The 20,580-nt window shown below is 47.2% G+C and carries 23 protein-coding genes; 11 read left to right on the top strand and 12 right to left on the bottom strand.

Annotated features, from left to right (window positions below; genetic code table 11):
- The first annotated feature begins 90 nt into the window (after positions 1-90).
- From WH95_RS02375 to WH95_RS02360, 3 genes are all read left to right on the top strand, one after another.
- Positions 91-315 carry a hypothetical protein gene (locus WH95_RS02375; protein ID WP_046502506.1) on the top strand — a complete coding sequence of 75 codons (225 nt, stop codon included), beginning with the start codon at positions 91-93 and terminating at the stop codon, positions 313-315.
- A gap of 683 nt (positions 316-998) precedes the next feature.
- Positions 999-1,811: a hypothetical protein gene (locus WH95_RS02365; protein WP_046502501.1), complete on the top strand. Its 813-nt coding sequence runs from the start codon at positions 999-1,001 to the stop codon at positions 1,809-1,811.
- Between the two features lie 22 nt (positions 1,812-1,833).
- On the top strand, positions 1,834-2,319 hold the full coding sequence (locus tag WH95_RS02360) for a helix-turn-helix domain-containing protein (RefSeq protein WP_046502497.1): 486 nt from the start codon (positions 1,834-1,836) through the stop codon (positions 2,317-2,319).
- 258 nt (positions 2,320-2,577) lie between these two features.
- Here WH95_RS02360 and WH95_RS02355 read toward each other — a convergent pair whose 3' ends face one another.
- From WH95_RS02355 to WH95_RS02345, 3 genes are all read right to left on the bottom strand, one after another.
- Positions 2,578-2,961 carry a tautomerase family protein gene (locus WH95_RS02355; RefSeq protein WP_046502494.1) on the bottom strand — a complete coding sequence of 128 codons (384 nt, stop codon included), beginning with the start codon at positions 2,959-2,961 and terminating at the stop codon, positions 2,578-2,580.
- A gap of 53 nt (positions 2,962-3,014) precedes the next feature.
- Positions 3,015-3,455, bottom strand: a complete 441-nt coding sequence (gene gloA / locus WH95_RS02350) for a lactoylglutathione lyase (RefSeq protein WP_046502492.1) — start codon at positions 3,453-3,455, stop codon at positions 3,015-3,017.
- 171 nt (positions 3,456-3,626) lie between these two features.
- Positions 3,627-4,043, bottom strand: a complete 417-nt coding sequence (locus WH95_RS02345) for a 4-oxalocrotonate tautomerase (protein ID WP_046502490.1) — start codon at positions 4,041-4,043, stop codon at positions 3,627-3,629.
- A gap of 132 nt (positions 4,044-4,175) precedes the next feature.
- Between WH95_RS02345 and WH95_RS02340 the strand changes: the two genes are divergently transcribed.
- A complete protein-coding gene (locus tag WH95_RS02340; RefSeq protein WP_204247677.1) occupies positions 4,176-4,541 on the top strand; it encodes a winged helix-turn-helix transcriptional regulator in 366 nt (121 codons plus the stop codon).
- Between the two features lie 88 nt (positions 4,542-4,629).
- Here the strand turns inward: WH95_RS02340 and WH95_RS02335 are convergent, their stop codons facing one another.
- Positions 4,630-5,463 (bottom strand): tetratricopeptide repeat protein, encoded by an 834-nt coding sequence (locus WH95_RS02335; RefSeq protein ID WP_052741722.1) that lies wholly within the window; start codon positions 5,461-5,463, stop codon positions 4,630-4,632.
- A gap of 241 nt (positions 5,464-5,704) precedes the next feature.
- Between WH95_RS02335 and WH95_RS02330 the strand changes: the two genes are divergently transcribed.
- The 4 genes from WH95_RS02330 (at position 5,705) to WH95_RS02310 (ending at position 10,012) form a co-directional block, all read left to right on the top strand.
- Complete coding sequence (locus WH95_RS02330; protein ID WP_046502485.1) at positions 5,705-6,286, top strand: helix-turn-helix domain-containing protein; 582 nt, start codon at positions 5,705-5,707, stop codon at positions 6,284-6,286.
- Between the two features lie 150 nt (positions 6,287-6,436).
- Positions 6,437-6,970 carry a GNAT family N-acetyltransferase gene (locus tag WH95_RS02325; RefSeq protein ID WP_046503222.1) on the top strand — a complete coding sequence of 178 codons (534 nt, stop codon included), beginning with the start codon at positions 6,437-6,439 and terminating at the stop codon, positions 6,968-6,970.
- 465 nt (positions 6,971-7,435) lie between these two features.
- Entirely contained in the window at positions 7,436-8,215 is a 780-nt protein-coding gene (locus WH95_RS02320; protein ID WP_046502481.1) for a siderophore-interacting protein, read from the top strand.
- A 1,338-nt stretch (positions 8,216-9,553) separates the two neighbouring features.
- Positions 9,554-10,012, top strand: a complete 459-nt coding sequence (locus WH95_RS02310) for a GFA family protein (RefSeq protein ID WP_046502475.1) — start codon at positions 9,554-9,556, stop codon at positions 10,010-10,012.
- A 214-nt stretch (positions 10,013-10,226) separates the two neighbouring features.
- Here WH95_RS02310 and WH95_RS02305 read toward each other — a convergent pair whose 3' ends face one another.
- From WH95_RS02305 to WH95_RS02295, 3 genes are all read right to left on the bottom strand, one after another.
- Entirely contained in the window at positions 10,227-10,733 is a 507-nt protein-coding gene (locus tag WH95_RS02305; RefSeq protein WP_157845865.1) for a response regulator, read from the bottom strand.
- A gap of 171 nt (positions 10,734-10,904) precedes the next feature.
- Positions 10,905-11,879: a zinc transporter ZntB gene (locus WH95_RS02300; protein WP_046502473.1), complete on the bottom strand. Its 975-nt coding sequence runs from the start codon at positions 11,877-11,879 to the stop codon at positions 10,905-10,907.
- 176 nt (positions 11,880-12,055) lie between these two features.
- The gene (locus tag WH95_RS02295; RefSeq protein WP_046502471.1) at positions 12,056-13,012 is read right to left on the bottom strand and encodes a DMT family transporter; all 957 of its coding nucleotides are present in this window, start codon (positions 13,010-13,012) and stop codon (positions 12,056-12,058) included.
- Positions 13,013-13,221: 209 nt separating this feature from the next.
- On the opposite strand from WH95_RS02295, the gene WH95_RS02290 reads away from it, so the two are divergent.
- Positions 13,222-13,572 carry a hypothetical protein gene (locus WH95_RS02290; RefSeq protein WP_046502468.1) on the top strand — a complete coding sequence of 117 codons (351 nt, stop codon included), beginning with the start codon at positions 13,222-13,224 and terminating at the stop codon, positions 13,570-13,572.
- Between the two features lie 6 nt (positions 13,573-13,578).
- Here the strand turns inward: WH95_RS02290 and WH95_RS02285 are convergent, their stop codons facing one another.
- From WH95_RS02285 to WH95_RS02265, 5 genes are all read right to left on the bottom strand, one after another.
- Positions 13,579-14,622 (bottom strand): succinylglutamate desuccinylase/aspartoacylase family protein, encoded by a 1,044-nt coding sequence (locus tag WH95_RS02285; protein ID WP_046502465.1) that lies wholly within the window; start codon positions 14,620-14,622, stop codon positions 13,579-13,581.
- A gap of 17 nt (positions 14,623-14,639) precedes the next feature.
- Entirely contained in the window at positions 14,640-15,545 is a 906-nt protein-coding gene (gene rimK, locus WH95_RS02280) for a 30S ribosomal protein S6--L-glutamate ligase (protein WP_046502462.1), read from the bottom strand.
- Between the two features lie 78 nt (positions 15,546-15,623).
- The gene (locus WH95_RS02275) at positions 15,624-16,088 is read right to left on the bottom strand and encodes an ATP-dependent zinc protease family protein (protein WP_046502460.1); all 465 of its coding nucleotides are present in this window, start codon (positions 16,086-16,088) and stop codon (positions 15,624-15,626) included.
- Positions 16,089-16,317: 229 nt separating this feature from the next.
- Complete coding sequence (locus WH95_RS02270; RefSeq protein WP_046502456.1) at positions 16,318-17,889, bottom strand: alanine/glycine:cation symporter family protein; 1,572 nt, start codon at positions 17,887-17,889, stop codon at positions 16,318-16,320.
- An 11-nt stretch (positions 17,890-17,900) separates the two neighbouring features.
- Positions 17,901-18,338, bottom strand: coding sequence for a universal stress protein (locus WH95_RS02265; RefSeq protein ID WP_046502455.1), 438 nt, complete (start codon positions 18,336-18,338; stop codon positions 17,901-17,903).
- A gap of 341 nt (positions 18,339-18,679) precedes the next feature.
- Between WH95_RS02265 and WH95_RS02260 the strand changes: the two genes are divergently transcribed.
- Together WH95_RS02260 and WH95_RS02255 are read left to right on the top strand one after the other, a co-directional pair.
- Positions 18,680-19,612, top strand: coding sequence for a DMT family transporter (locus WH95_RS02260; protein ID WP_046503217.1), 933 nt, complete (start codon positions 18,680-18,682; stop codon positions 19,610-19,612).
- Positions 19,613-19,814: 202 nt separating this feature from the next.
- Positions 19,815-20,432 carry a hypothetical protein gene (locus WH95_RS02255; protein WP_046502452.1) on the top strand — a complete coding sequence of 206 codons (618 nt, stop codon included), beginning with the start codon at positions 19,815-19,817 and terminating at the stop codon, positions 20,430-20,432.
- Positions 20,433-20,580: the final 148 nt, after the last annotated feature.

The following is a 20,580-nucleotide window of genomic DNA, read 5'->3' as shown; positions in this document are numbered from 1 at the left end:
ACAGGGGTATTGTTACCATTTTTTGTCTTTGGCTGCGGATGGCGTAAACTGGCGTGGTTCTTGTAAGGGATAATCAGGGCAGGTTATTTTATGAAAACAAGGGAACTTATGATGCGTATTGTTCAATCCTTTTTTACTCTGTTGGTGATCGTGACGCTATCCGGGTGCGGGCAAAATGTATTTCAGAAAGAAGAAGTGGTTGTTGTTTCAAAACCCCAGCCAACGACCTATTGCTATCGTTCCCTTGCCAATGTGGATTGTTATGAACAGCCTGTACCCGAAGAGGAACGAACCCTTCTGGTTCCCGTAGAATAACGACGGCTTACTGAATAGGTACGACGGCAATAAAATTGAATTGGGCGGAATTGATGCTGCCTATCCCCTGTGGCTCATTCCCTGTGACTCATCCCCAAAAAATCAGCCCGGCTACCACCTTATGTGGCTAATTACGGCCCCTCGACGTGCTTTATCCTGACCTGATTCAACCTTCCAAACCATCAGACACACAGGACAATACAGAGATGTTTTGACGACACGTCTGATTAATATCTATCCAAGACCCTGTTGGGTTTCGGTTAAAAAATGACGGATCAGAATGTCAAAAGCCCAAATATAAAAGCCCAAATATAACTGACCTTACTTAACTGTCCAATTTTGCATGAGTGGACAGTTATTTGGGGCGGGTTTTCTCGATTTATTGTCTTTTATAAAAAAAATCCCTGATCAGTCCCGTGATTTTTCCGGTGAAATTCCGGGTGAAATTCCGGGTGATTTTTTCCCCGGATATAATTTCCTGATCAAATTTTCTTATGCGCATCTCGTTAGGATTTCAAAGGGGTTTCAAAGGAATTTCGGTGAGTTCTCAGTTGTTGCATATTGATCTTGTTGCTTTTTTTGCTCATCTATCAAATTTTATAGTTGATTAATTAAATGATAATAAATAATATCATCTAATAAATTATATAGATGAGTGTACAAACGCTCTGCAGGGGGACATCGTGAAGAGATCGCAACTGGATTTGCATCGGTTTGAGAAGGTTTTGGCTTTGCTGGACTCAGCCGTCGAAGGAGAGGCTCTTGCCGCTCTGGGACGAGCAAAACATATGCTCGCTGGTGCAGATATTAGCTTTCGAGAGCTAAAGGTGGGGATCTCCAGTTCTCAAGGGGCTGCTCAAGAACCTGTACAAGAGGTTGATACAACCCGGGTGCAAAGGCTGGAGCAGGAACTTGAATCTCTACGATGGTCCCTTGCGCGGCATGAGCTGCAGGTCGCCGCATTACGTCAGTCGGTGGAAGAAAAATCCGCAATTATCCAGAACGAGCAGGCAAGGCGTCATGCTCAGGAGGGGGAATTGACCGGACTGCGCAAAGCTCATGCCGTGCAGATGGAAGAGGCCTTGAACCGAAAGGAAGAGGTTGAAAAGTTGACGGCGCAATTGGCGCAATATCAAGCTTTTGAAAAGGAAACAGGTGTTGGTCCAAAGGCTTCGTTGCGTCAACGGATGAAAGAGACTGCGGGTACAAGCCAGCGATCTCCACAGCAGGTTCGTTCTTCCAGAATTGATCGTCGTAAGGGGGGCGCCCGCAGTGATGATGTCACCAGAGTGCGATCATCCAGAAGGGTGACAGATACGGTCGAACAGACAGCTTTTCAGTTTGTTGGTGGTAAAGACAGGTCTATCGGAAAGGAATACCGTTGGGCGAAACTGGAAGATCGTCATCAGGTGATGGCAGTGGTTTCAGAAGTGGGAAACGACGAAACCGAACTTAACGCATTGGAGCGGGCGATGGGCCTGCGAGCGGAAGCTTAAACAAGGCGTATAGATCAGAACAATGGCTTCCAAAGGAAAAGATGGCGGATCTGCGTCAGCAAAAACAAGTGGTAACAAAAGGGGCGATTTGACCAAATCAAAAGGGCAATTCGAGACCCTGCAAGAGAGTTTGCGCCAAAGTGTCGCCCAAATGGAACAGTGGGGGAGTTGGGCGCAAGGTCTGATCGAAAGTCGCGATGATGAAATTGCGGCCTTGCAGGCACGGGTAGAGGCGTTAGAAACCCGTCTGTTGCGCGAAGCCGGTGATGAACCCAGGCTGACCAATGCTCAAAAACGGGAAGCAATAACCGCCTACCTGACCGACCCAGAGCGAACAAACTGGTCTGATCGTGAAATCGCGAGGCAGGTTGGAACATCCCCGCAAACCGTTGCAAACTGGCGACAGCGTTTGTCTGTTACCTCGCGCCGTGGGCAGGACCGCACGGTTATCCGCGGCGGCAAGGTGTTTAAAATGCGCACCGATAACATTGGGCAAAACAAGCGTTAGTTGACCACTTGTTATCGTGTCAGGTCTTTTGTTGGGCGAGAGCTGTTTCGTAATAGATTTGTTATTGATTGACTTGATATGCCAAATGTTTCCCTGATCTCTTCCCGCGACCTGCCTTTGGTATAAGCGGCAACAGCCAAGGCCTTTCTTATCCGTTCAGATACTGCCTCTATTACTCATTGCTGTTGTCAGCCTCTGTCTGTCATCTTGGTAAAAGGTCGTGTTTGTTCAAGTGGTTTCTGTTCTTGAAATTTTACGTCAGGCAAAGGGCGCATGGCCATTGCCAAATGACCAGTTTTCCCGTTTGGTTTCGACCAGATTAATGATCACGTCGTCTCTCGGGACCCCGGCATCATTACTGACGTTTTCAGCAATGGCTTCGTAAAGTGCTTTTTTCTGTTCGGTTGTTCTGCCTTCGGCACAGGTGATCTGGATAATGACGAGATCGTCCGAGTGTGTGATGCCCATAAACTCTGCGGGGCCTATCAGTTCAGTGCCAGCGTTGTGCGATGTGAGAGCCTGAAAATAGTCATCCTGTGGAATGCCAAAGACATCGACCAATGCGCGGTGTACCCCTTTGCTGAGGGCGGTGGGGTAAAGCGGATCGTTTCCTGAGGGGTGATGGATGCGAACGAATGGCATGGCGTACTCCTTGGTGTCTGAAGAGATAAGTTGGTTTTCCTGTGGCGGAGGATTTAGCCTCTGCTGTCTTCTATGAGTTCAATCTGGTAGCCGTCAGGATCTGAAATGAAGGCGATGACATCTCGGTTGCCATTGCTGGCACGATAGGTCATGGGGCCGGGCTGGCGGCTGATTTCTACGCCCATGGAGGTCAGGCGTTCACAGGCGGCATTGATATTGGACACGGCAAGCGCGATGTGGCCAAAGCCGGAACCGTGCGTGTATTCGACAGGGGCGTAGTTGTATGTCAGTTCGATTGTTGTGGCTTTGCTATAGCCCATGAACGACAGGGTGAATTGCCCTTCGGGATAGTCTTCGCGCCTGAATTCGGTCATGCCGAGGGCGTCGCGGTAAAAGGCGACCGATCTGTCAAGATCGCGAACGCGGATCATGGTGTGCAGAATAGTTGTCGGTAAGAGGCCCGTTTTTGGGGGCGATGCTGAGTAGGTTTGCATGATATCTTCCTTATATCTTCCTGGCGAAAGTTTCTTTTTTGTTGCCCGCTTTTGTTGGCCCGTTGAGTTGACGTCTTTGGGTAAGGGACAGGGATGAAACAGGGGTGTGACAGGACAGGGACTGCCCTGTCACACCTGTTCAGCTTGGGGCTGGTTTAGGGGCCCCGGCCCTTAACCTGCCGAGATTGCTTCGCCCAGAGCGTTATTGCTCATGGCGATACCGTCCATGTTCCAGGTGCCGTCAACGGCGTGGACGCCGTTTGACCAGATCCGGTCCTTGGAGAGGGTTCCGCCGGAAAGATCATGCAGAATTTGTGTTGCTTCGCCGAAGAAGGCGGTTTGCACCTCATGATCGGCGAGGGCGAAAGACGGCGTTCTGGTTTCGACCCATGCTCCATCGACTGGCTTCCCGCCTGCAAAGGAGTGTCCTTTTTCAACAAAGACAACATGTGCAGTTACATTCGGTGTCATGACCGTGTTTCCGCCCAGACCGTGATGTCTAAGGAAAGATTCGGTGATTTTTGAAATGGCTTCTGCTTCCTGTCCAGCGGGTAGAACCCCTTTTGTAAGGGTAAGTGTGATTGGCATTTTGTTATACTCCATATTAGCTTGCAAATTGCAATACGTAAATTGTTAGCGTTACGTATTGCATAAAGCAAGTTATTTTTTTACGATGCTGAAATGAAGACTGAAAACAAGATACGCAGTTCCGGATGTCCCGTGGCATTCGGGCTTGATACCTTTGGGGATCGCTGGACTTTGCTGGTCATCCGCGAAATCATGCTGGGGGGCAAACGAACTTATAGTGAGTTTTTGCAGGCCGAGGAGGGAATCGCGACCAATATCCTCATTGATCGACTCAAGCACCTTGAGAGCAATGGCATTGTCGAGAAAAAAAGAGACCCCGAAAACCGCCGCAGCTTTGTCTATAACCTCACGGACAAAGGCTATGACCTTGCCCCGATATTAATTGAGCTGATTATCTGGAGCGGCAAACACGACGACCGGGAAAACGCCAAGCGGGATGTACTGGAAGAAATTCAACGCGACCGCACCAGTTTTGAAATGAAACTACGTGGCAAATGATCTTTGTTTATCGCAAGGATCTTTATGTACATGGTCAGTCGTAAAGCGGTGGCAGCCTGATGTTGCTATAACCCGGAACCATCTGGATTTAGTTTTCTGACAGCCATACACCGGCCAAGTGTTCGGCCTGTCTGATTTCTTCGCTGGTCAGTTCCGTGGCAATTTCTTTCATCCTTTTTGCGGCGGTTTCGTGCCCGTTTATATCGGCAAGGTGAAACCATTTATAGGCCTCAACAAGCGACACATCGACCCCTTTGCCCGATAGATACTGTTCGCCGATGGTAATCATGGCATTGGTATATCGTTGCTTTGCGGCCTTGAAGAACCAGTCCAGGGCCTTGTCAGGGTTGACGGGGGTTCCTCGGCCGAGGCTGTGCATCATGCCCAAATTGTATTGCGCCTGGGCGACGCCTTGTCGGGCAGCCAGCAAGTACCAGCGAATGGCTTCGCGATGATAGTGCGTGGTATTCTTTTCCCGATCCAGCAAAATACCCAATCTTAATTGCCCGGTTAAATCGCCCTGACTTGCGGCGCGTTGATACCAATAAATCGCCTGATCAAGGTCGTCGTCGGGATTATCTATGTCATCGTGATAAAAAGCCCCCAGGTTACGTTGTGCTTCGACCATGCCACCCTCTGCTGCACGCTGAAGCCATTTGAGAGAGGCCTGCATATCCTTGTCTATTCCTGAACCACCCTCGTAAAGGACGCTGAGATAATATTGGGCCTTTGCATGTCCGTCCTCGCCAGCTTTGGTCAGAAGTTCTATCGCCTGATTGTATTTACCGGCGCGATAAGCCGCTATGCCGTCTTCGTAACTGCCTGCAATGGCTGTGGGGGAAATAAACAAAAGGACACCGGACAGCAGAATGAAATGCAGGACAAAACAGAGGGCGAAAAGGGGGCGTGGTGAGGGGATCATTTGTTTTTTTCAATTAATCCTGTTGTGGAAAGGTATTGGGATTGCGTTGTGTCTTTCTCTTTTCTCCTTTGGAAGACCTGAAATCTGTGTCTTGTTATGGCACCTTGAAAGGGTTCAGGTTCGATCTTGGTGTGAGTATATCAGAGTTTCCGCTTGAGGGTTAAATCTACTGTATAAAACAGGTGTGTCTGTTTTCCTCTGAAGTCTTGACGTTTCTCTTTTTTGGGAATAATTCTCTTACATGAGAGAAGGTATAGAAAGGCAAAAGGACAAAGTTCTAGCCGCACGTTTAAAGACATTGCGCGTTGAGAAGGGGTGGTCTTTGGATCAGCTTGCAGATCAGAGTAATGTCAGTCGCGCAACGCTGTCGCGTATGGAAAAGGGGGACGTTAGCCCTACGACCGCTGTATTGGGGCGGTTGTGTGCCGCCTATGGCATGACCATGTCGCGTTTGATGATTATGGTTGAGGATGATTTTCTTCCGTTGGTTCGGCGGGATGATCAGACGCTTTGGAATGATAAGGATACGGGCTTTGAGCGCCGCTCTGTCTCACCACCCTCGGCGAGCTTGGGGTGTGAAGTACTTGAATGTCGGTTGCAGCCTGGAACTGAAATTGACTATCCCGCTGTCCCAAAAGATAACGCACCCCAAAGGGCTTTGGAGCATCACCTTGTGCTGAGAGAAGGCGAGCTTGAGATGACTGTGAACGGGCAGTCTTATGTCCTGCGACAGGGGGATTGTCTGCGATATAAGTTACAAGGGCCAAATCGGTTTCGCGCCCATCATAAAAAGGGGGCTTTCTATACACTTGTCATTTTGTAGGTGCCGTTTTGTTACCGGATTAACGGATGATTGGTTGTTGGCCCATTAATCAGTTGGCCCTGTAATCAGTTGGGTAATCAGTTGGGTAATCAGTTGGGTAATCAGTTAGGGCAATAAGCGAATGATATCTTTTGAATGGTATATAAAAGTATGAAAAATAGAGAAGTAATTCTGTGTCTTGATAGCACAGGTTTTGATGCCCGAATTGGGGAGCTTGCGGATTTGCTGCACGCCTGTGTTCTGGATGGTGCCAGTGTCGGGTTTGTATTGCCTTTTTCAAAAGAGGACAGTTTGCAGTTCTGGCGCAATCATGTTCGCCCCGGGGTTGTGTCCTGTCAGACTCTTTTGATGGTTTATATTGTGGGGGAACAGGTTATTGGTACGGTCCAGCTATGTTGCAGTACGATGCCAAATCAAAGCCACCGGGCAGATGTTTCCAAGCTGTTGGTATCACCTCTGTTTAGAAAACGCGGTATTGCCAAGGCATTAATGGCAGAACTGGAAACCCAGGCAAGAATGCGGGGAAAAAGCCTGCTTACGCTGGATACGCGCACGGGGGATAATGCCGAACCACTTTATCGTCAATTGGGGTATGAAATCGCGGGTGTTATCCCGGATTTTTGTCGGGATGCGCATGATAAAACAAGGTTTGATCCCACAACCTATATGTATAAACGCCTGTAGGATTTAATTTCCTGTCACGGGAAAGTAAGCATCAAAGTCATCCCGAAATCAGCCAGAAATATGTTGGATGTCAAGCGGCTTTTTGGGGGCGCTATCTGGTATGGCAAGCGCGGTAAACTTGGAATGTATTACAGCCATGGGGCGAAAATATCTTGACCTGGTCCGTGATCTCGGGGTTATTTTTTGGCTGCTCTGTTGAATAGAGTGCTTCTCTCTATGTAAAACTTCTAAATATAATAAAATAAATTTCCATTAAAAAACAATTTGTTATTAGAAAAATTTTCTAATTAAGAATGATTCGCATTGCATTGTCATAATTACGTCTTATATTCCCTGTAGATATACCCGCGCTGGTAATGGCGTAAAAGGGCTCGCAAAGACTTTTACCGTTAAAAGACTTTTACCGTTACTGGCAGTCAATGAACAAATTGATGGGTATAGTCACCTTGCTGAATGGGGGATTAAATGAGTAAGCGTAAACCACCAAGAATTTTGACTGTTGTTCGAAAGGAACAGCTGACGCCGCATATGTTGCGTGTAACACTTGGTGGCGTCGGACTACAGGGCTTTCCCGAAGATCAGGAAGGGGCACATGTAAAAGTTTTGATCCCGCAAGGGGATATCGACCCGGCTGAATTTGTTTCTCGGATTGTTGATGGCCAGCGCCCGGTAATGCGGACCTATACCGTTCGTCAGCATCGGGTAGAGGAAAACGAATTGGACATTGATTTTGTGATCCACGGCGATGGTGGCCCCGCGAGTAATTGGGCACAGGCTGCTTTGCCGGGGGACTATATCGGCCTTTTTGGGCCAGGTCCCAAGAAGATGACCTATCTGGATGCAGACTGGTTTTTGCTTGCGGCGGATATGACGGCAATACCCGCGGCGGCGGCGGCGCTGGAAGCGTTGCCAAAAGATGCTGTTGGAACGGCCGTTTTCGAAGTAACATCCGAAGAAGATAAACAAGAGATTGATGCACCCGCGGGTATTGATATCCATTGGCTGGTTCACGCTAATCCTGCGCAAAGAAGTTATCAGCAAAGTGATTTCATCCGCAAAATGCGCTGGCGCCCCGGTTATCCCAGTGTTTTTGTTGCCGGAGAGTCCGGTGTCGTGAAAGAACTGCGTACCCATCTGTATCAAGAACGGGGGATACCAAAGGAAGATACATATGTATCGGCCTATTGGAAAATCGGTCTGGAAGAAGATGCACACCAAATTCAAAAACGGATGGCTGCGGCTTAGTTTCTAATCGCTTTATATTTCAAAAAAGCCCGCGACAGTTTTTGTTCCGGGCTTTTTTTGTGCCTATGATTTTAATACCTATGAATTAGGGATGAATTTTCTTCGTATATGTCGGGGTTCATGTCGTGACAAGGATGTCAGGGCGGGAAAACCAAGAAAACAGATAAAAAAATGACTCCTGTTGAAATTGTCCCCCTAACAAAATCAACAAGAGCCAAAAAGGCTGGCACATAAATGCCGGCTGGGTAAGGCAATACAGGGTGTACCGATCAATAATATCGGTGGTGTACTGAAAAAGTTGCTATATCAGCGAGCAACAAAGTATGTGCAAACAAAGCCAGGGATAAAAAGGTTGAATATATAACCTAATACGACCCCCGAACTAACAGGCGTGGTGCAATAAAACGCATTGTCAATCCGGGGGAAGTTGCTTGCATGAGTATTTAAACCTAATTGCTCGGAAAGGTGTGAGTGAAAAGAACGTGAAAAAAATATCACGCTGAAGGCATCTAAGGATTTTCTGTTTGAAGGCCCGTTGGATGCTTTGCTGATAAGCTCTGTAAGAGCATACAGCAAGGCGCAAAATTGAAGGGGGCGTTGGCTTGGGTTTGTCTGACCCCGGCTATACAGAATAAAAAAGCAGTAAAAAAAGATCGATTGGAAAAAAGATCACAGAATAGCCCGCACCATAAACTGGGGCAGTTAAAGAATAGCATTTCAGCGGAAAAGCAAATCCCGATTTCTGAAATAGATGGTGCGCAGTGCGAGCGCTTCAAAAATCGGGATCAGTTGCTTGCGTGGGTGTATTGAACACTTTTTTCATATTAATGTGGAGTGAAAAAAACGTGAAAAGAAGCTATGCTCTTATAGGGTGTGGGCTGTGTTTTTTAGTTAATTGATTCAAATGTGATATTTGTGGCGTTGTCAGGTGATTTATATTGTATGCAATGCCATTAATTCCACATTATGGTGTCGTTTTTTTGTTAGCTATGTGTGGAATCGGTTAGATATCTATGGAAGTTGTGGCTGTTTTTGGGGACATATTGTTTAAGTTTGTGGTTTTTGGGCGAGAGTTTCGCAGTTTCTAACCCCCATAGTTGTTATAGCTGCCGAAACATATATTTCTGGAACATATATCTCTGAAACACATGTTTCTGGTTCACATGTTTTTGGGGATACTCTGGGCAGATATCTGGTAAATTTTAAGGATAAGAAACCTACTGACATAATGTTGTCAGTAGGGGGTGTTTATATTCGTCATATATTATGAAGGCTGTTGTTGTGGTCGGCGCCTAGCCAAAAAAGAACGGCCGTTATGTGAACCAGAAGGGGAAAATTATGTCAGATGCAACACATGATAATGGGCAAGCCCAGAATGATGACCGTCAAACAAAGACCGGGGGGTGTTTGTGTGGGGCAGTGAAGTTTACGGCAACGGGTGTTGGTGGTGACCACGGGGTGTGTCATTGCGGAACTTGTCGTAAATGGTCGGGTGGTCCAACCATGGCTATTCATGTTGAGGGCATGGAATTTGAAAATGAAGATAATGTAAAGTCATATGTATCTTCAGATTGGGCTGAGCGGGGATTTTGCCAGAACTGCGGAACACACCTTTTCTATCGCTTGCGCGACGGCAGCATGACAGTTGTATGGGCGGGGGCCTTTGATAAAAATGACGGCTTTTCACTTGCCAATGAAATCTATATCGACAGTAAGCCAGCCGGATACAACTTTGCAGGTGATCACCCCCGCATGACGGAACACGAATTCCTGAAATCCCTTGGCATGGTAGAATAGAGTTAAACAGGTGTACTTGTCACAGGGGTAATACTTGTTGCTTATAATAAACGACCAGGGAGTTTATTTCTCTCTGGTCGTTTTTCACTCATTTCTTGGTGAGAGATATAGGTCTTGGCGACAGATATAGGCCCGAATTATGTCCGGTCTGAATAGTGTTCTGAAAAATAGCAAGTCTGGCCATCGTGAGACCAAGTTTTATTCAGACAGCTATCTATTCTTCTTTTACAGAGATTTCAAAGAAATCGTCTTCTTCTGTTTCTTCCGGTTTTGCCTTTAGGGGTTTGGGTTTCGTGCGTCTGGTTTCTTCGCTTAAGGGCAGTCGGTTTTTGAAGATTCCTTCGATACGTTGGCGCAAGAGTTTTGGTGATACGGGTTTAACCAGATAGTCGTTCGCACCCGCCTGAACTGCTTGCTCTACGTATTCGCGTTCCGAATGTGCTGTCAGCATAATAATCGGTATATTGGCAATGTTCTGATCGTCAGAGGAACGGATTTTTTTGACAAGATCTATGCCCGAGATAGGTTTCATCGTCCAGTCGATGAAAATAAGGTCTGCGGGTTTTCTTTTTAGTAATTTGTACCCACCGGCACCATCGCCAGCCATGCGGATATCCCGCACGCCTAAAGACGTTAGAATAGATTTTACGATGCGTTGGATAAAGGGCTCATCATCTACTATACAGCATTCCAGGTTCTTAAAATCCAGTTTGTAACCCACGCGGCAGCCTCTTATCAGGATTGAACGATAAGGGTATATTATTATCTATGGTGGTGTAATTCCAGTGCTTTATAGTTTTCTTTTTCAAAAGACTTTAAAAACAGTTGCTGGCAAGCTTAGTTAGCTGGGTGCAATCATAAGGCTGATAATGGTGCTTAGCCCGGGGTTTCATCAAAACCATTTAAGCTTCTTGAATATGTAAATCTGTATAGAGACGATTAAAATCAAAAGTCCACTGAACAGCCAAAAGGCGTTTTCGTCTCCGCCGCCGGGTATCCCCCCGACATTTATTCCCAATAGTCCGGTTAAAAAGCCCAGCGGCATAAAGATCGCCGCGATAACGGACAGGGTATACATGTTTTTATTCAACTTATCTGACAGGCTGTTGATAAGCTCGTCCTTGATAACCTGTGCCCTTTCACGCAGAGCATCGAGGTCTTCGACAAAACGTGTAACGTGGTTATAACTTTCCTGTACCCGGCGTTTGTCTTCGTTACTGAGCCAGCCAAGATCCGACCCGCGCAGTTGAAGAATGGCATCGCGTTGCGGAGAGATATAGCGTCGAAGCATGATGATCTGTTTGCGAATATTAACGACGGTTTCACGCAAGGATTTATCAGCCTTTTCCATGATGACCTCTTCCAGATTATCAACCTGTTCGTCCAGATCAATCAGGATTGGTTCCATGCGTTCTGACAGACGTGCGATTAAAAGAGAAATAAACTGTCCGGCACTTTTGGGGCCTTTGCCGTGTTTGATTTTTTCTTGGATGTCCTGAACTGCTTTAAGCTGTCTTTTTTGGACACTGATGATGCGGTGGGCATCAATCCATAAACGGATAGAGATCATGTCGGTCGGGTCGGCATTTTCATGCAGGTTGACCCCGCGTAAAATTACCAGTGCCCCTTCGTCGATTTCTGTAATCCGGGGGCGGGTTTCTTCGGCGGTGAGGCTATCGACAATAAAGGGGTCTAGATAGGCGATCTCTTTTTCCAGCCAGGGCTGTGTATCGGGGTGGTTTAAATCCAGATGTATCCACGCAAGTTTGTCATCCCGTAACTTCTGGCTGATGACATCAGTATCAAGTACCTCTTTGCCACCACCCTTGCCGTCAAAATCGTAAGATATCAGGATATGTTCATTCATGTCGCTATCTCATGCCTTGGCAGGTGTTTGATAAGTGTATCATAAGCTTAGCTATGTTTATCACAATGTGTCTTAAACATAACTATCAAAAAATTAATCCCTGCATTCAAAGCACCATAAGCAAGGCACCAATAGCGCGCCCGTTACAAAATAGTGAAAGGAATTTTCTGTTTGCTTCAACTTTCCTCTTTTGCTTCGCGTTCTTTTTTGCGTACGGCGGAACGGTGGACGGTGTAGAAGGTTGAGCCAACGATGATGCTGGCGCCCAGCAGGGTCCAGAGGGTGGGGATCTCTGCGAAAAAGAGAATGCCGATCCCGGTGGCGAAGAGAAGGCGTACGTATTCGACCTGTGCGACTGTCACGGCCTCTGCCACGCGATAGGCCTGTATGTAAAACCATTGCATGGCAGACAGTAACAGGGCGATCAGGATAATCAGCAAGACTTCGCTCAGGGTGGGTGTTGTCCAATACCACCACGCAGGGCCAGCCATAAAAAGTGTTACAAGGAGGGACTGGTAAACCATGATGGTTGATGGCTTGTCGATCTGTGACACCTTGCGCAGGATAATCATAATAGCGGCAACAAAAAAGGCCGAGATCACCGCCAGAATGGCATAAATGTTAAATTCGCCTGTGTCGGGGCGAATAATCACCAGCACGCCGATAAAACCAATAATTGTTACCGACCAGCGGCGAATACCTACAACTTCGCGCAGGAAAACAATTGCAAGTAATGTGGTGAAAAGGGTTCGGACAAAGCCAATGGCGGTGACTTCGGCCAGGGGCATATAAACGACGGCGGTAAAGCCTGCGCTCATGGCGATAAAAGAAAAGGCCCCGCGTACAAGATAAAGTTTCCAAACAGTGGTCTTTAAGGCCGAGGTCCCTGATTTGATGATAATTGGGGCGACCATTAACAGGGCAAAAAGCTGACGAATAAAGAGGATTTCAAATACGGGGACGCGTTGCCCCACAACCTTGATCATTGCGCCCATGACAGAGCCGCTCAGCGTGGCAAGGATAACGAGAATGGCCCCGCGCACATTGCCCGGTATAGAATTCCACCGTCCTGAAAATTCAGGAAGAAGGTCTTCCAGCCAGTATGTTGTTATGCGTTCTGGAACGAACTGCATCGTGACAAAATCCTTTATTTTCCCACCTCTATAACGCGTGATAGAGGGCCTGTTCCGTACAGGACAGGGCTGGTGACGTCCTGTTAAGATGAGCAATGTCAGATCTTTAGCTGCCAGAGGGAATTAAGATTCCGGCAAAGCAAGGGTCTTGGCAAGGATGGTTCTGATCAGAGAATGGCAAGAACCGGTACAGGCGCCAGTGTGGGCATATGAACAAAATGGTCTGCGGGGATGAACTGCACAGACAAAACCCGACGGCAGATGCCGGGTTGAAATTTTCTTTAGCTTGCGCCTCTTTCAAAGGGGATGCAATGGTGATTTGTACTTTGGTTCAGAATTTAGAGCTAACCGGGGGTTTGTTCGACACAGATTTTGCCGCTTTCCCCCTGACTCAGGGGTTCTTTGAGCAGATCACAAAAGTGTGGCGAACCGGATGGATTGTTTTTCCTGAAATATCGGCAGGTATTACAAATGCCAAAGGGCAAAAAGTATCTTGTGATAACACAGGATGTCGCGTTAAAGGTACTGATCAATTGACCGTCATACGGGATCAAGCCTAAGAATCCTTAGATAATTTCATCCTCGTCGAACAAGGGGTCTTGTTCTAATTGGGTTGTCATGCTGTCGATGGTTGCGGTGGTGTCGATTTTGCGGTTGACCTTTGCAATGTGGACCAGACCGTCACCTTCATTGATAACGGGCAGGTTTGTCCGACCAATAATCAACCCTTCGACATCTGCAATAACTTCGGTTTCTATTTCACCGAACGGATCGGAAACCATCCCCAGTATGTCACCTTTTTTGACTTCTTCACCTGTGCTTTTGAACATACGTAACAAACCGCCCGCGGGGCTGCGTACCCATGAACTGGATGATGATATGATCGGGTCGACCCTTGCCTTGGCAGAGCTTTTCGCGGGGAGCATTTCCAAATGGCGCATGACCCGAATAATACCGGCAGTTCCAACACGCGCGGCCATTTCGTCGAACCGCAAGCCTTCACCAGCCTCATAAACCAAAATATCAACACCTTTTTCCTGTGCCGCTTGTCGCAGAGAGTTCGGGCGGATTTTTGATGTTAGAATAAGGGGCGCAGCAAAGGCTTTGGCCAATGCCATGGTTTCCGGCTTTGAAGGCGTCAGGCGGATCTGGGGCAGGTTGGTTCGATGGAATGAGGCGGAATGGAGATCTATACCGACATCAGAATGAGCAACAATTTCGTTCATGAAAATATCTGCAAGGCGCGCGGCCAATGATCCTTTGGATGAACCCGGAAAAGATCTGTTTAAATCGCGTCTGTCCGGCAAGTATCGGGAATGGTTCATAAAACCAAAAGAATTGACGATGGGTATCGCCAGCAGAGTTCCCCGCAGTTTATTTAAGCCTGTAGTACGAAGCAGGCGCCTGACGACTTCGACGCCGATAACCTCGTCACCGTGTATGGCGGCGCTGACAAACAGCGTCGGCCCCGGTTTCTTGCCGTGGATTACATGGACGGACATGGAAACTGGCGTGTGATCCGAGAGAGTACTGACAGGCAGATCCACGGTTTGCCGGGTTCCAGCCTCGATTTTGTACTTTCCCAGTTGAAAAGCAGGACGAACAGACATTTTTCCCTTACCCCCGGTTATCCCTTACCCTTGGTCTTGGTTTTCCCGGGCTTGGCTTTCTTTTCCAGAAACTCGATAATTTTACCGGCGATATCAATACCTGTTGCCTTTTCAACACCCTCAAGACCCGGGGACGAGTTGACTTCCATCACAACTGGACCGTGGTTGGCACGCAACATGTCAACGCCACAGACATTGAGGCCCATGGCTTTTGCTGCGCGAATGGCCGTGGAACGCTCTTCCGGAGAAATCTTAATTGGTTTTGCACTGCCACCTCGGTGGAGGTTGGACCTAAAGTCACCTTCGGCCCCGGTACGTTGCATGGCGGCCACCACTTTGCCGCCAACGACCAGCGCACGAATATCGGTTCCCCCGGCTTCCTTGATAAATTCCTGGACGAGAATGTTCACTTTTACGCCCCGGAATGCTTCGATGACAGAGGTCGCGGATCTATCACTATCTGCCAGAACAACACCGATGCCCTGGGTTCCTTCCAGAAGTTTGATCACCAGAGGGGCGCCGCCTGCAAGCTTGAGAACTTCATCTGTCTGTTTGGGGTCGTGGGCAAATGTTGTCACGGGGAGGCCAATGCCATCACGGGCCAAAAGCTGCATGGAACGCAGTTTGTCCCGTGATCGTCCGATGGCAACGGATTCATTCAGGGGAAAGACACCCATCATTTCAAACTGTCTGAGAACTGCGGTACCGTAATAGGTTACCGAGGCACCAATACGGGGAATAACAGCATCATAACCCGTTAGCTTTTCGCCATTGTAATAAACTTCGGGGCGGCGGGATGCGATATTCATGTAACACCGCAGGGTATTGATGATATCCAGCTCGTGTCCGCGTTCTTCAGCTGCTGATTTCAAGCGCTGGTGCGTATAGAGGTTGGCATTCCGTGCCAACATCGCAATTTTCATAGTTTCTCTCCATTAATATGATATGGATTTAGGGTGTCTTTTTGAGGCTGGTGCCAGATGAAATGATTCTCTGTCGTCTTATTCCGGTTGGGGTGATATGTAACCGGGGCGCCCTGACAGATAAGAACGGCCGGGGTTTAGCAGAAAGCCTTTTTCCCTGATCGCAGTACGCCCGATGATGAGGGGAAACCGCATGGACTGTCGACTGGTCAGGGAAACTTCGACGGGCCAGTGTTCGTTTCCCAAGATCAGCGGGGTTTTGACAATGTAGCGTTCCTCAGCAACGCCACCCGTGTTTTTTATCGGACGTCGATCAACAATTTTTGCAGAACATCGCATTCCTTTTTCACAGCCTATAAAGGGTATGAGAAAAGAAACAAAACTGATCCCGTCTTGATCAAAAGGGGTGATTTCTTCGGCGTGTAGTGCAGATGTTCTTGCGCCTGAATCTATCTTGGCCTTTACGTGCTCTATTTGAAATTCTGGCAGGCTGACATATTCACGCCACCCGATTTCAATGATCTTTCGTTTTTTTGTCTTCATAGCCATGCAGTCCGCTATCATTTTAACAGGTTATTGATGGTCAAGAAAGTTTCTCTGAATAAAATTCTAATTATCACTGCGTAGTGCAAAGATAAGGATGTGTATAGCTATTTTGTTTTGATGGTTGAAAATAATATGCCTTGTTATGTTCAGACACGTTGTTAGTAAGAAAAAGCGGGCGACTGTTGTGTCGCCCGCTTTTAAAGTTCTGGTTCAATTTCCCTGCTTTTTATTCAGCAGCGCTTTTGCTTTCTTGACCAGAGAATTTTTTGATTTCCCCAGATTTTAATCGGCTCAGGTAACTATTCAGTTCCCGTTTGACGATTGGCATCAGGAAGTAAAGACCGGTGATGTTTACCACGGCCATGGCAAATATCGCTGCATCAGAGAAATCGATCACGGGGCCAAGGCTGGCCGCAGCACCGATAACTACAAAGATACAGAAGATAATTTTAAAGGTTAGCTCTGCGCCTTTTCCTTCCCCGAACAGGAACGTCCAGGCTTTCAGGCCATAGTAGGACCAGGAAAGCATGGTGGAAAAAGCGAAAAGAATAACGGCAATGGCCAGAACATATGGGAACCAGTCAAAGGCAGAGGCAAAGGCCGCAGATGTCAGGGCAACGCCGGATGCACCCGTTGCTGTCACGATTGAACCACCTTCTACAATGTAGTTCCCTGTTTCAGGATTGATCGTAAGTTGTCCGGTAATGATGATGACAAGGGCCGTCATTGTACAGATAACAACTGTATCGATGAAAGGTTCCAACAGAGAAACCACGCCCTCTGTCACTGGCTCTTTTGTTCGTACGGCAGAGTGCGCAATCGCAGCAGAGCCAACACCGGCTTCGTTTGAGAAAGCAGCCCGCTTGAAGCCCTGAATCAATGCACCGACCAGACCACCGGCAACGCCCAGACCCGTGAAAGCACCTTCGAAAATCTGACCAAAGGCCCAGGCGATTTGCCCGGCGTTCATGATCAGGATCACCAAGGCTGCCGCTACGTAGAGAATGCCCATGAAAGGAACAACCTTTTCCGTAACATTGGCAATTGATTTGATACCACCGACGATCACCGCAAAAACAACACCGGCAAAAATCAAACCAGTGATCCAGCCGGGATAGTCACCAAGAATACCCGCGATTTGCGCATGTGCCTGATTGGCCTGGAACATGTTTCCACCGCCCAAAGCGCCCAAAATACAGAACACGGCAAACAGAACGGCCAGGAACTTGCCGCCGGGTAAACCACGTTCTGTGAAACCCTTGGAAATGTAATACATGGGGCCACCTGAAACGGTGCCATCTTCGTATTCGTTTCTGTATTTAACGCCCAGGGTACATTCGGTAAATTTAGATGCCATCCCCAAAAGGCCAGCAAGAATCATCCAAAAGGTTGCACCGGGGCCACCAATGCCGATCGCAACGGCAACACCCGCGATGTTACCCAGTCCGACAGTCCCGGACAAAGCAGTTGCCAGCGCCTGAAAGTGACTGACTTCACCCGCATCATTCGGGTCAGAATAGTCACCTTTGACCAGCGAGATTGCGTGTCCGAAAAGACGAAACTGAATAAAGGCGAAATAGAGCGTGAAAACAGAGGCTGCGATAACGAGCCACATAACAATCCAGGGGAAACTGGTCCCGGGGAAGGGGGCAAAGATGAAATTGACAAACCATCCTGTTGCGGCGGCAAAGCCTTGGTTAATGGTTGCGTCAAGTCCCCCGCCATCTTGGGCGAGAGCGGTTGTTGTTATGCTCAGCAAGGCGAGCACAGGCATGAGAATTTTAAAAATCTTATTCATGATTGCTCTCCTTATCCGACCACTGTGACGGGAACACTTGCGTGCATTACAAGGTTGGCCGTTGCTGTGCCAAATACCCGCTTTACAAAGCCACCTTCGGATGACCGCGCGACAATAATCTGTTCCGCTTTTTCTTCTACGGCGACAGCGTCGATCAACTCTGCAACGTCACCATGACGCACAATGCCACGTGCATTGAGGCCATCGGCCTTTAGCGATGCAACAGCAGGTTCAATGACTCTTTCCATGGCCATTGAAATTTCTTCTTCGCGCCGTTTGTGTCGTTGAGAGTTTTCTTCGGCAGTCTGGAATGAATAGGGTGACCATTCAATGACATAGACCACAAGCAATTCACAGTTGCCAATAAGGCTGGCTAATTTCTTAGCATAGGCGAGGGCACGGTTACCGGACTCTGTGCCGTCAAGCCCTACAATCAATGTAGCGGACATACAATTCCCCTCTGGTTTTTACTGTTTAGTTCGGGGCTAAGAACACTACTGCGAAGCCCCCCTGCTTAGTGTTTTTGCTTTTGGATCCGTAGATCGTTTGTTGCCAGTTTTTTGGTAACAATTTGGTAACCATAACTCAAAGAAGAAGAAAATGCGACTTTTTTACTAACAGGGTTAGGTGTCGTTGCCTGTAGGGGTGTTTATTAACGTTCTTGGGGGGGTGTTAGGGGTTTATTGTTCGTTCCGTAGCGAAGCATTGTGTGGCGAAATCATCTATTCTTCCTTATTCTTATGGAATGCAACTATGTTGTTGCTGAATAAAATAAAGGTCGATTAACGTGGTGAAACAAAAGCAACCTGTTCTTTTTATTGAATTGGGATTTCTGTGCCTGTTGGCATTGTTATGGGGATCATCTTATTTGTTCGCCAAGGTGGCGGTCACAGAAATTCCGCCCCTGACTTTGGTTGCTGTACGTGTCGGTGGGGCAGCCATTTTACTGGTGATTGTCATTGCGTTGAAACGGGAACCATTGCCGAGGGATGGACGAAGCTGGCGTATGCTCTTTGTTCAATCGGTTCTGAGTTCTATTGCCGCATGGACTATTCTGGCATGGGGGCAACAGTATGTGGATAGCGCACTGGCCAGCGTGCTTAATTCAACATCCCCGATTTTTGTTTTTTTTATTACACTGCTTTTCACGCGCCATGAAACGATAACGGGCCTCAAGTTATTTGGTGCAACACTTGGTCTCTTGGGGGTGGTCTTCATCGTTGGTGTAGATGCTTTGAATGGTCTGGGAAAGGAAGTTCTGGGGCAAGTCTGTGCCGTTGGGGGCGCCTTTCTTTATGGCTGTGCCGCAATTTATGGCAAACGATTTACGCATCTTAGTTCCTCGGTCATTGCCACGGGGACAATGCTTTGGGCGACGGTTGTTCTGGTGCCTGTCAGTTTGATTGTTGATCGGCCTTGGACGTTAACACCGTCTGTTCAGGCAATGGGGGCTTTGGCCGTCTTGTCGATTTTTTGTACCGGGGTTGCACTTTTGATTTATTTCAGGTTGATCAAAACTCTTGGCTCACTGGGCGTTGCCAGTCAGGCATATTTACGCGCTGGTTTTGGGGTTATGCTTGGGGTGATTTTTCTGGGGGAAGAGATTTCCTTTATCGTGGCGATAGGAATCCTAGCCGCTGTGGTTGGCGTCGCAGCAATCAACATGCCCACTAAGATATCGCAGACAAAAATATTACGGGCAAAAATAAACTGGCAAAAATAAACTGGCAAAAGTAACACTGGAAAAAATTACGCCGATAAAAAACATACGGGCGAAAGCCATGACGTTCGTGAGTCTGGCCCCTAAGATCTGGAAGTTTGGAAGGTGTGCTTTTGAGATGAAGAAAAGAAAAAAAGATAAGGTATGTTTTTGTTCAAGTCTGTAGTTAATAGTTGTAAAGTAACTTAAGGTAAATCAAAGAGGAATGAGTAATTTGACTGAGTTTCGCTATTTAAATGGCGCTGTATATATTCTTGAGAATAGCGAAGCTAAGCGTGTAAAGATAGGGATGACTATAAGTAAAGTAGAAGATCGGCTCAATGATGTGAATGATATATGGCAGGAAAGAAAAGTCACATGTCAAATCTGCGGCGGTCGCTTGGTAAATTTTATGGGGCTTTTACCTAGCCATATAGTAAGTGGGAAGAGTTGTGCCGGTGGAAATAAGCTTCCACTTGAGAAAGATATTGAGCATGCTGTTTCTTACAAAAATAGTCTCATGGGTCGTTTGCCTGAGCTTAACGGGAGTGAAAAAGGATCAGTAACGAGAATGATCAATACTCTTGAAAAGCGTATTAATAAATATCGTCATTATTCTCCCCTACCAGGGTTTTGGAAGTTTCGTTTTGCCTATTATACAAAGGCTGCCGAGCAGGTCGAGTTACTTTCACATCAATATTTAGAAGATTACCTTGATAGGCTTGCTCCAATAGGAGAAGTATTTTCTTGTGATGTGTCTACGGCAACAGAGGCGGTTGAAAAAGCGTTATATAAACTAGGATTATTTGAACTTTCAAAAAAAACAACTCAATACAGGGCTTAATTCTTAAGGTTGTATTATCTTAGAAATGAAAAATAATTTGATGAATAACTAGTTTTACAACATATCGGGATGTCAGTTTGTAAATTGTATAATACATCTAGGTCTTTAAATCCTTCCTCTTCTATCTCTGTGATAAAAGCCTCAAGCG

Source organism: Kiloniella litopenaei, assembly GCF_000982415.1.
Classification (GTDB): domain Bacteria; phylum Pseudomonadota; class Alphaproteobacteria; order Kiloniellales; family Kiloniellaceae; genus Kiloniella; species Kiloniella litopenaei.
The sequence above is the reverse complement of the archived record's forward strand: the minus strand, read 5'-3'. Positions and strand labels throughout refer to the sequence as shown.

Excerpts from the sequence above, each read along its gene's own strand:
- WH95_RS02265 (WP_046502455.1), bottom strand. The coding sequence starts at position 18,338 with ATGTCCGCTACATTGATTGTAGGGCTTGACGGCACAGAGTCCGGTAAC.
- WH95_RS02290 (WP_046502468.1), top strand. The coding sequence starts at position 13,222 with ATGAACAAAATGGTCTGCGGGGATGAACTGCACAGACAAAACCCGACG.
- WH95_RS02375 (WP_046502506.1), top strand. The coding sequence starts at position 91 with ATGAAAACAAGGGAACTTATGATGCGTATTGTTCAATCCTTTTTTACT.
- WH95_RS02345 (WP_046502490.1), bottom strand. The coding sequence starts at position 4,043 with ATGCCAATCACACTTACCCTTACAAAAGGGGTTCTACCCGCTGGACAG.
- WH95_RS02330 (WP_046502485.1), top strand. The coding sequence starts at position 5,705 with ATGAGAGAAGGTATAGAAAGGCAAAAGGACAAAGTTCTAGCCGCACGT.
- WH95_RS02300 (WP_046502473.1), bottom strand. The coding sequence starts at position 11,879 with ATGAATGAACATATCCTGATATCTTACGATTTTGACGGCAAGGGTGGT.
- WH95_RS02360 (WP_046502497.1), top strand. The coding sequence starts at position 1,834 with ATGGCTTCCAAAGGAAAAGATGGCGGATCTGCGTCAGCAAAAACAAGT.
- rimK (WP_046502462.1), bottom strand. The coding sequence starts at position 15,545 with ATGAAAATTGCGATGTTGGCACGGAATGCCAACCTCTATACGCACCAG.
- gloA (WP_046502492.1), bottom strand. The coding sequence starts at position 3,455 with ATGCAAACCTACTCAGCATCGCCCCCAAAAACGGGCCTCTTACCGACA.
- WH95_RS02275 (WP_046502460.1), bottom strand. The coding sequence starts at position 16,088 with ATGAAGACAAAAAAACGAAAGATCATTGAAATCGGGTGGCGTGAATAT.
- WH95_RS02255 (WP_046502452.1), top strand. The coding sequence starts at position 19,815 with ATGAGTAATTTGACTGAGTTTCGCTATTTAAATGGCGCTGTATATATT.
- WH95_RS02355 (WP_046502494.1), bottom strand. The coding sequence starts at position 2,961 with ATGCCATTCGTTCGCATCCATCACCCCTCAGGAAACGATCCGCTTTAC.
- WH95_RS02270 (WP_046502456.1), bottom strand. The coding sequence starts at position 17,889 with ATGAATAAGATTTTTAAAATTCTCATGCCTGTGCTCGCCTTGCTGAGC.
- WH95_RS02325 (WP_046503222.1), top strand. The coding sequence starts at position 6,437 with ATGAAAAATAGAGAAGTAATTCTGTGTCTTGATAGCACAGGTTTTGAT.
- WH95_RS02310 (WP_046502475.1), top strand. The coding sequence starts at position 9,554 with ATGTCAGATGCAACACATGATAATGGGCAAGCCCAGAATGATGACCGT.
- WH95_RS02335 (WP_052741722.1), bottom strand. The coding sequence starts at position 5,463 with ATGATCCCCTCACCACGCCCCCTTTTCGCCCTCTGTTTTGTCCTGCAT.
- WH95_RS02320 (WP_046502481.1), top strand. The coding sequence starts at position 7,436 with ATGAGTAAGCGTAAACCACCAAGAATTTTGACTGTTGTTCGAAAGGAA.
- WH95_RS02285 (WP_046502465.1), bottom strand. The coding sequence starts at position 14,622 with ATGTCTGTTCGTCCTGCTTTTCAACTGGGAAAGTACAAAATCGAGGCT.
- WH95_RS02295 (WP_046502471.1), bottom strand. The coding sequence starts at position 13,012 with ATGCAGTTCGTTCCAGAACGCATAACAACATACTGGCTGGAAGACCTT.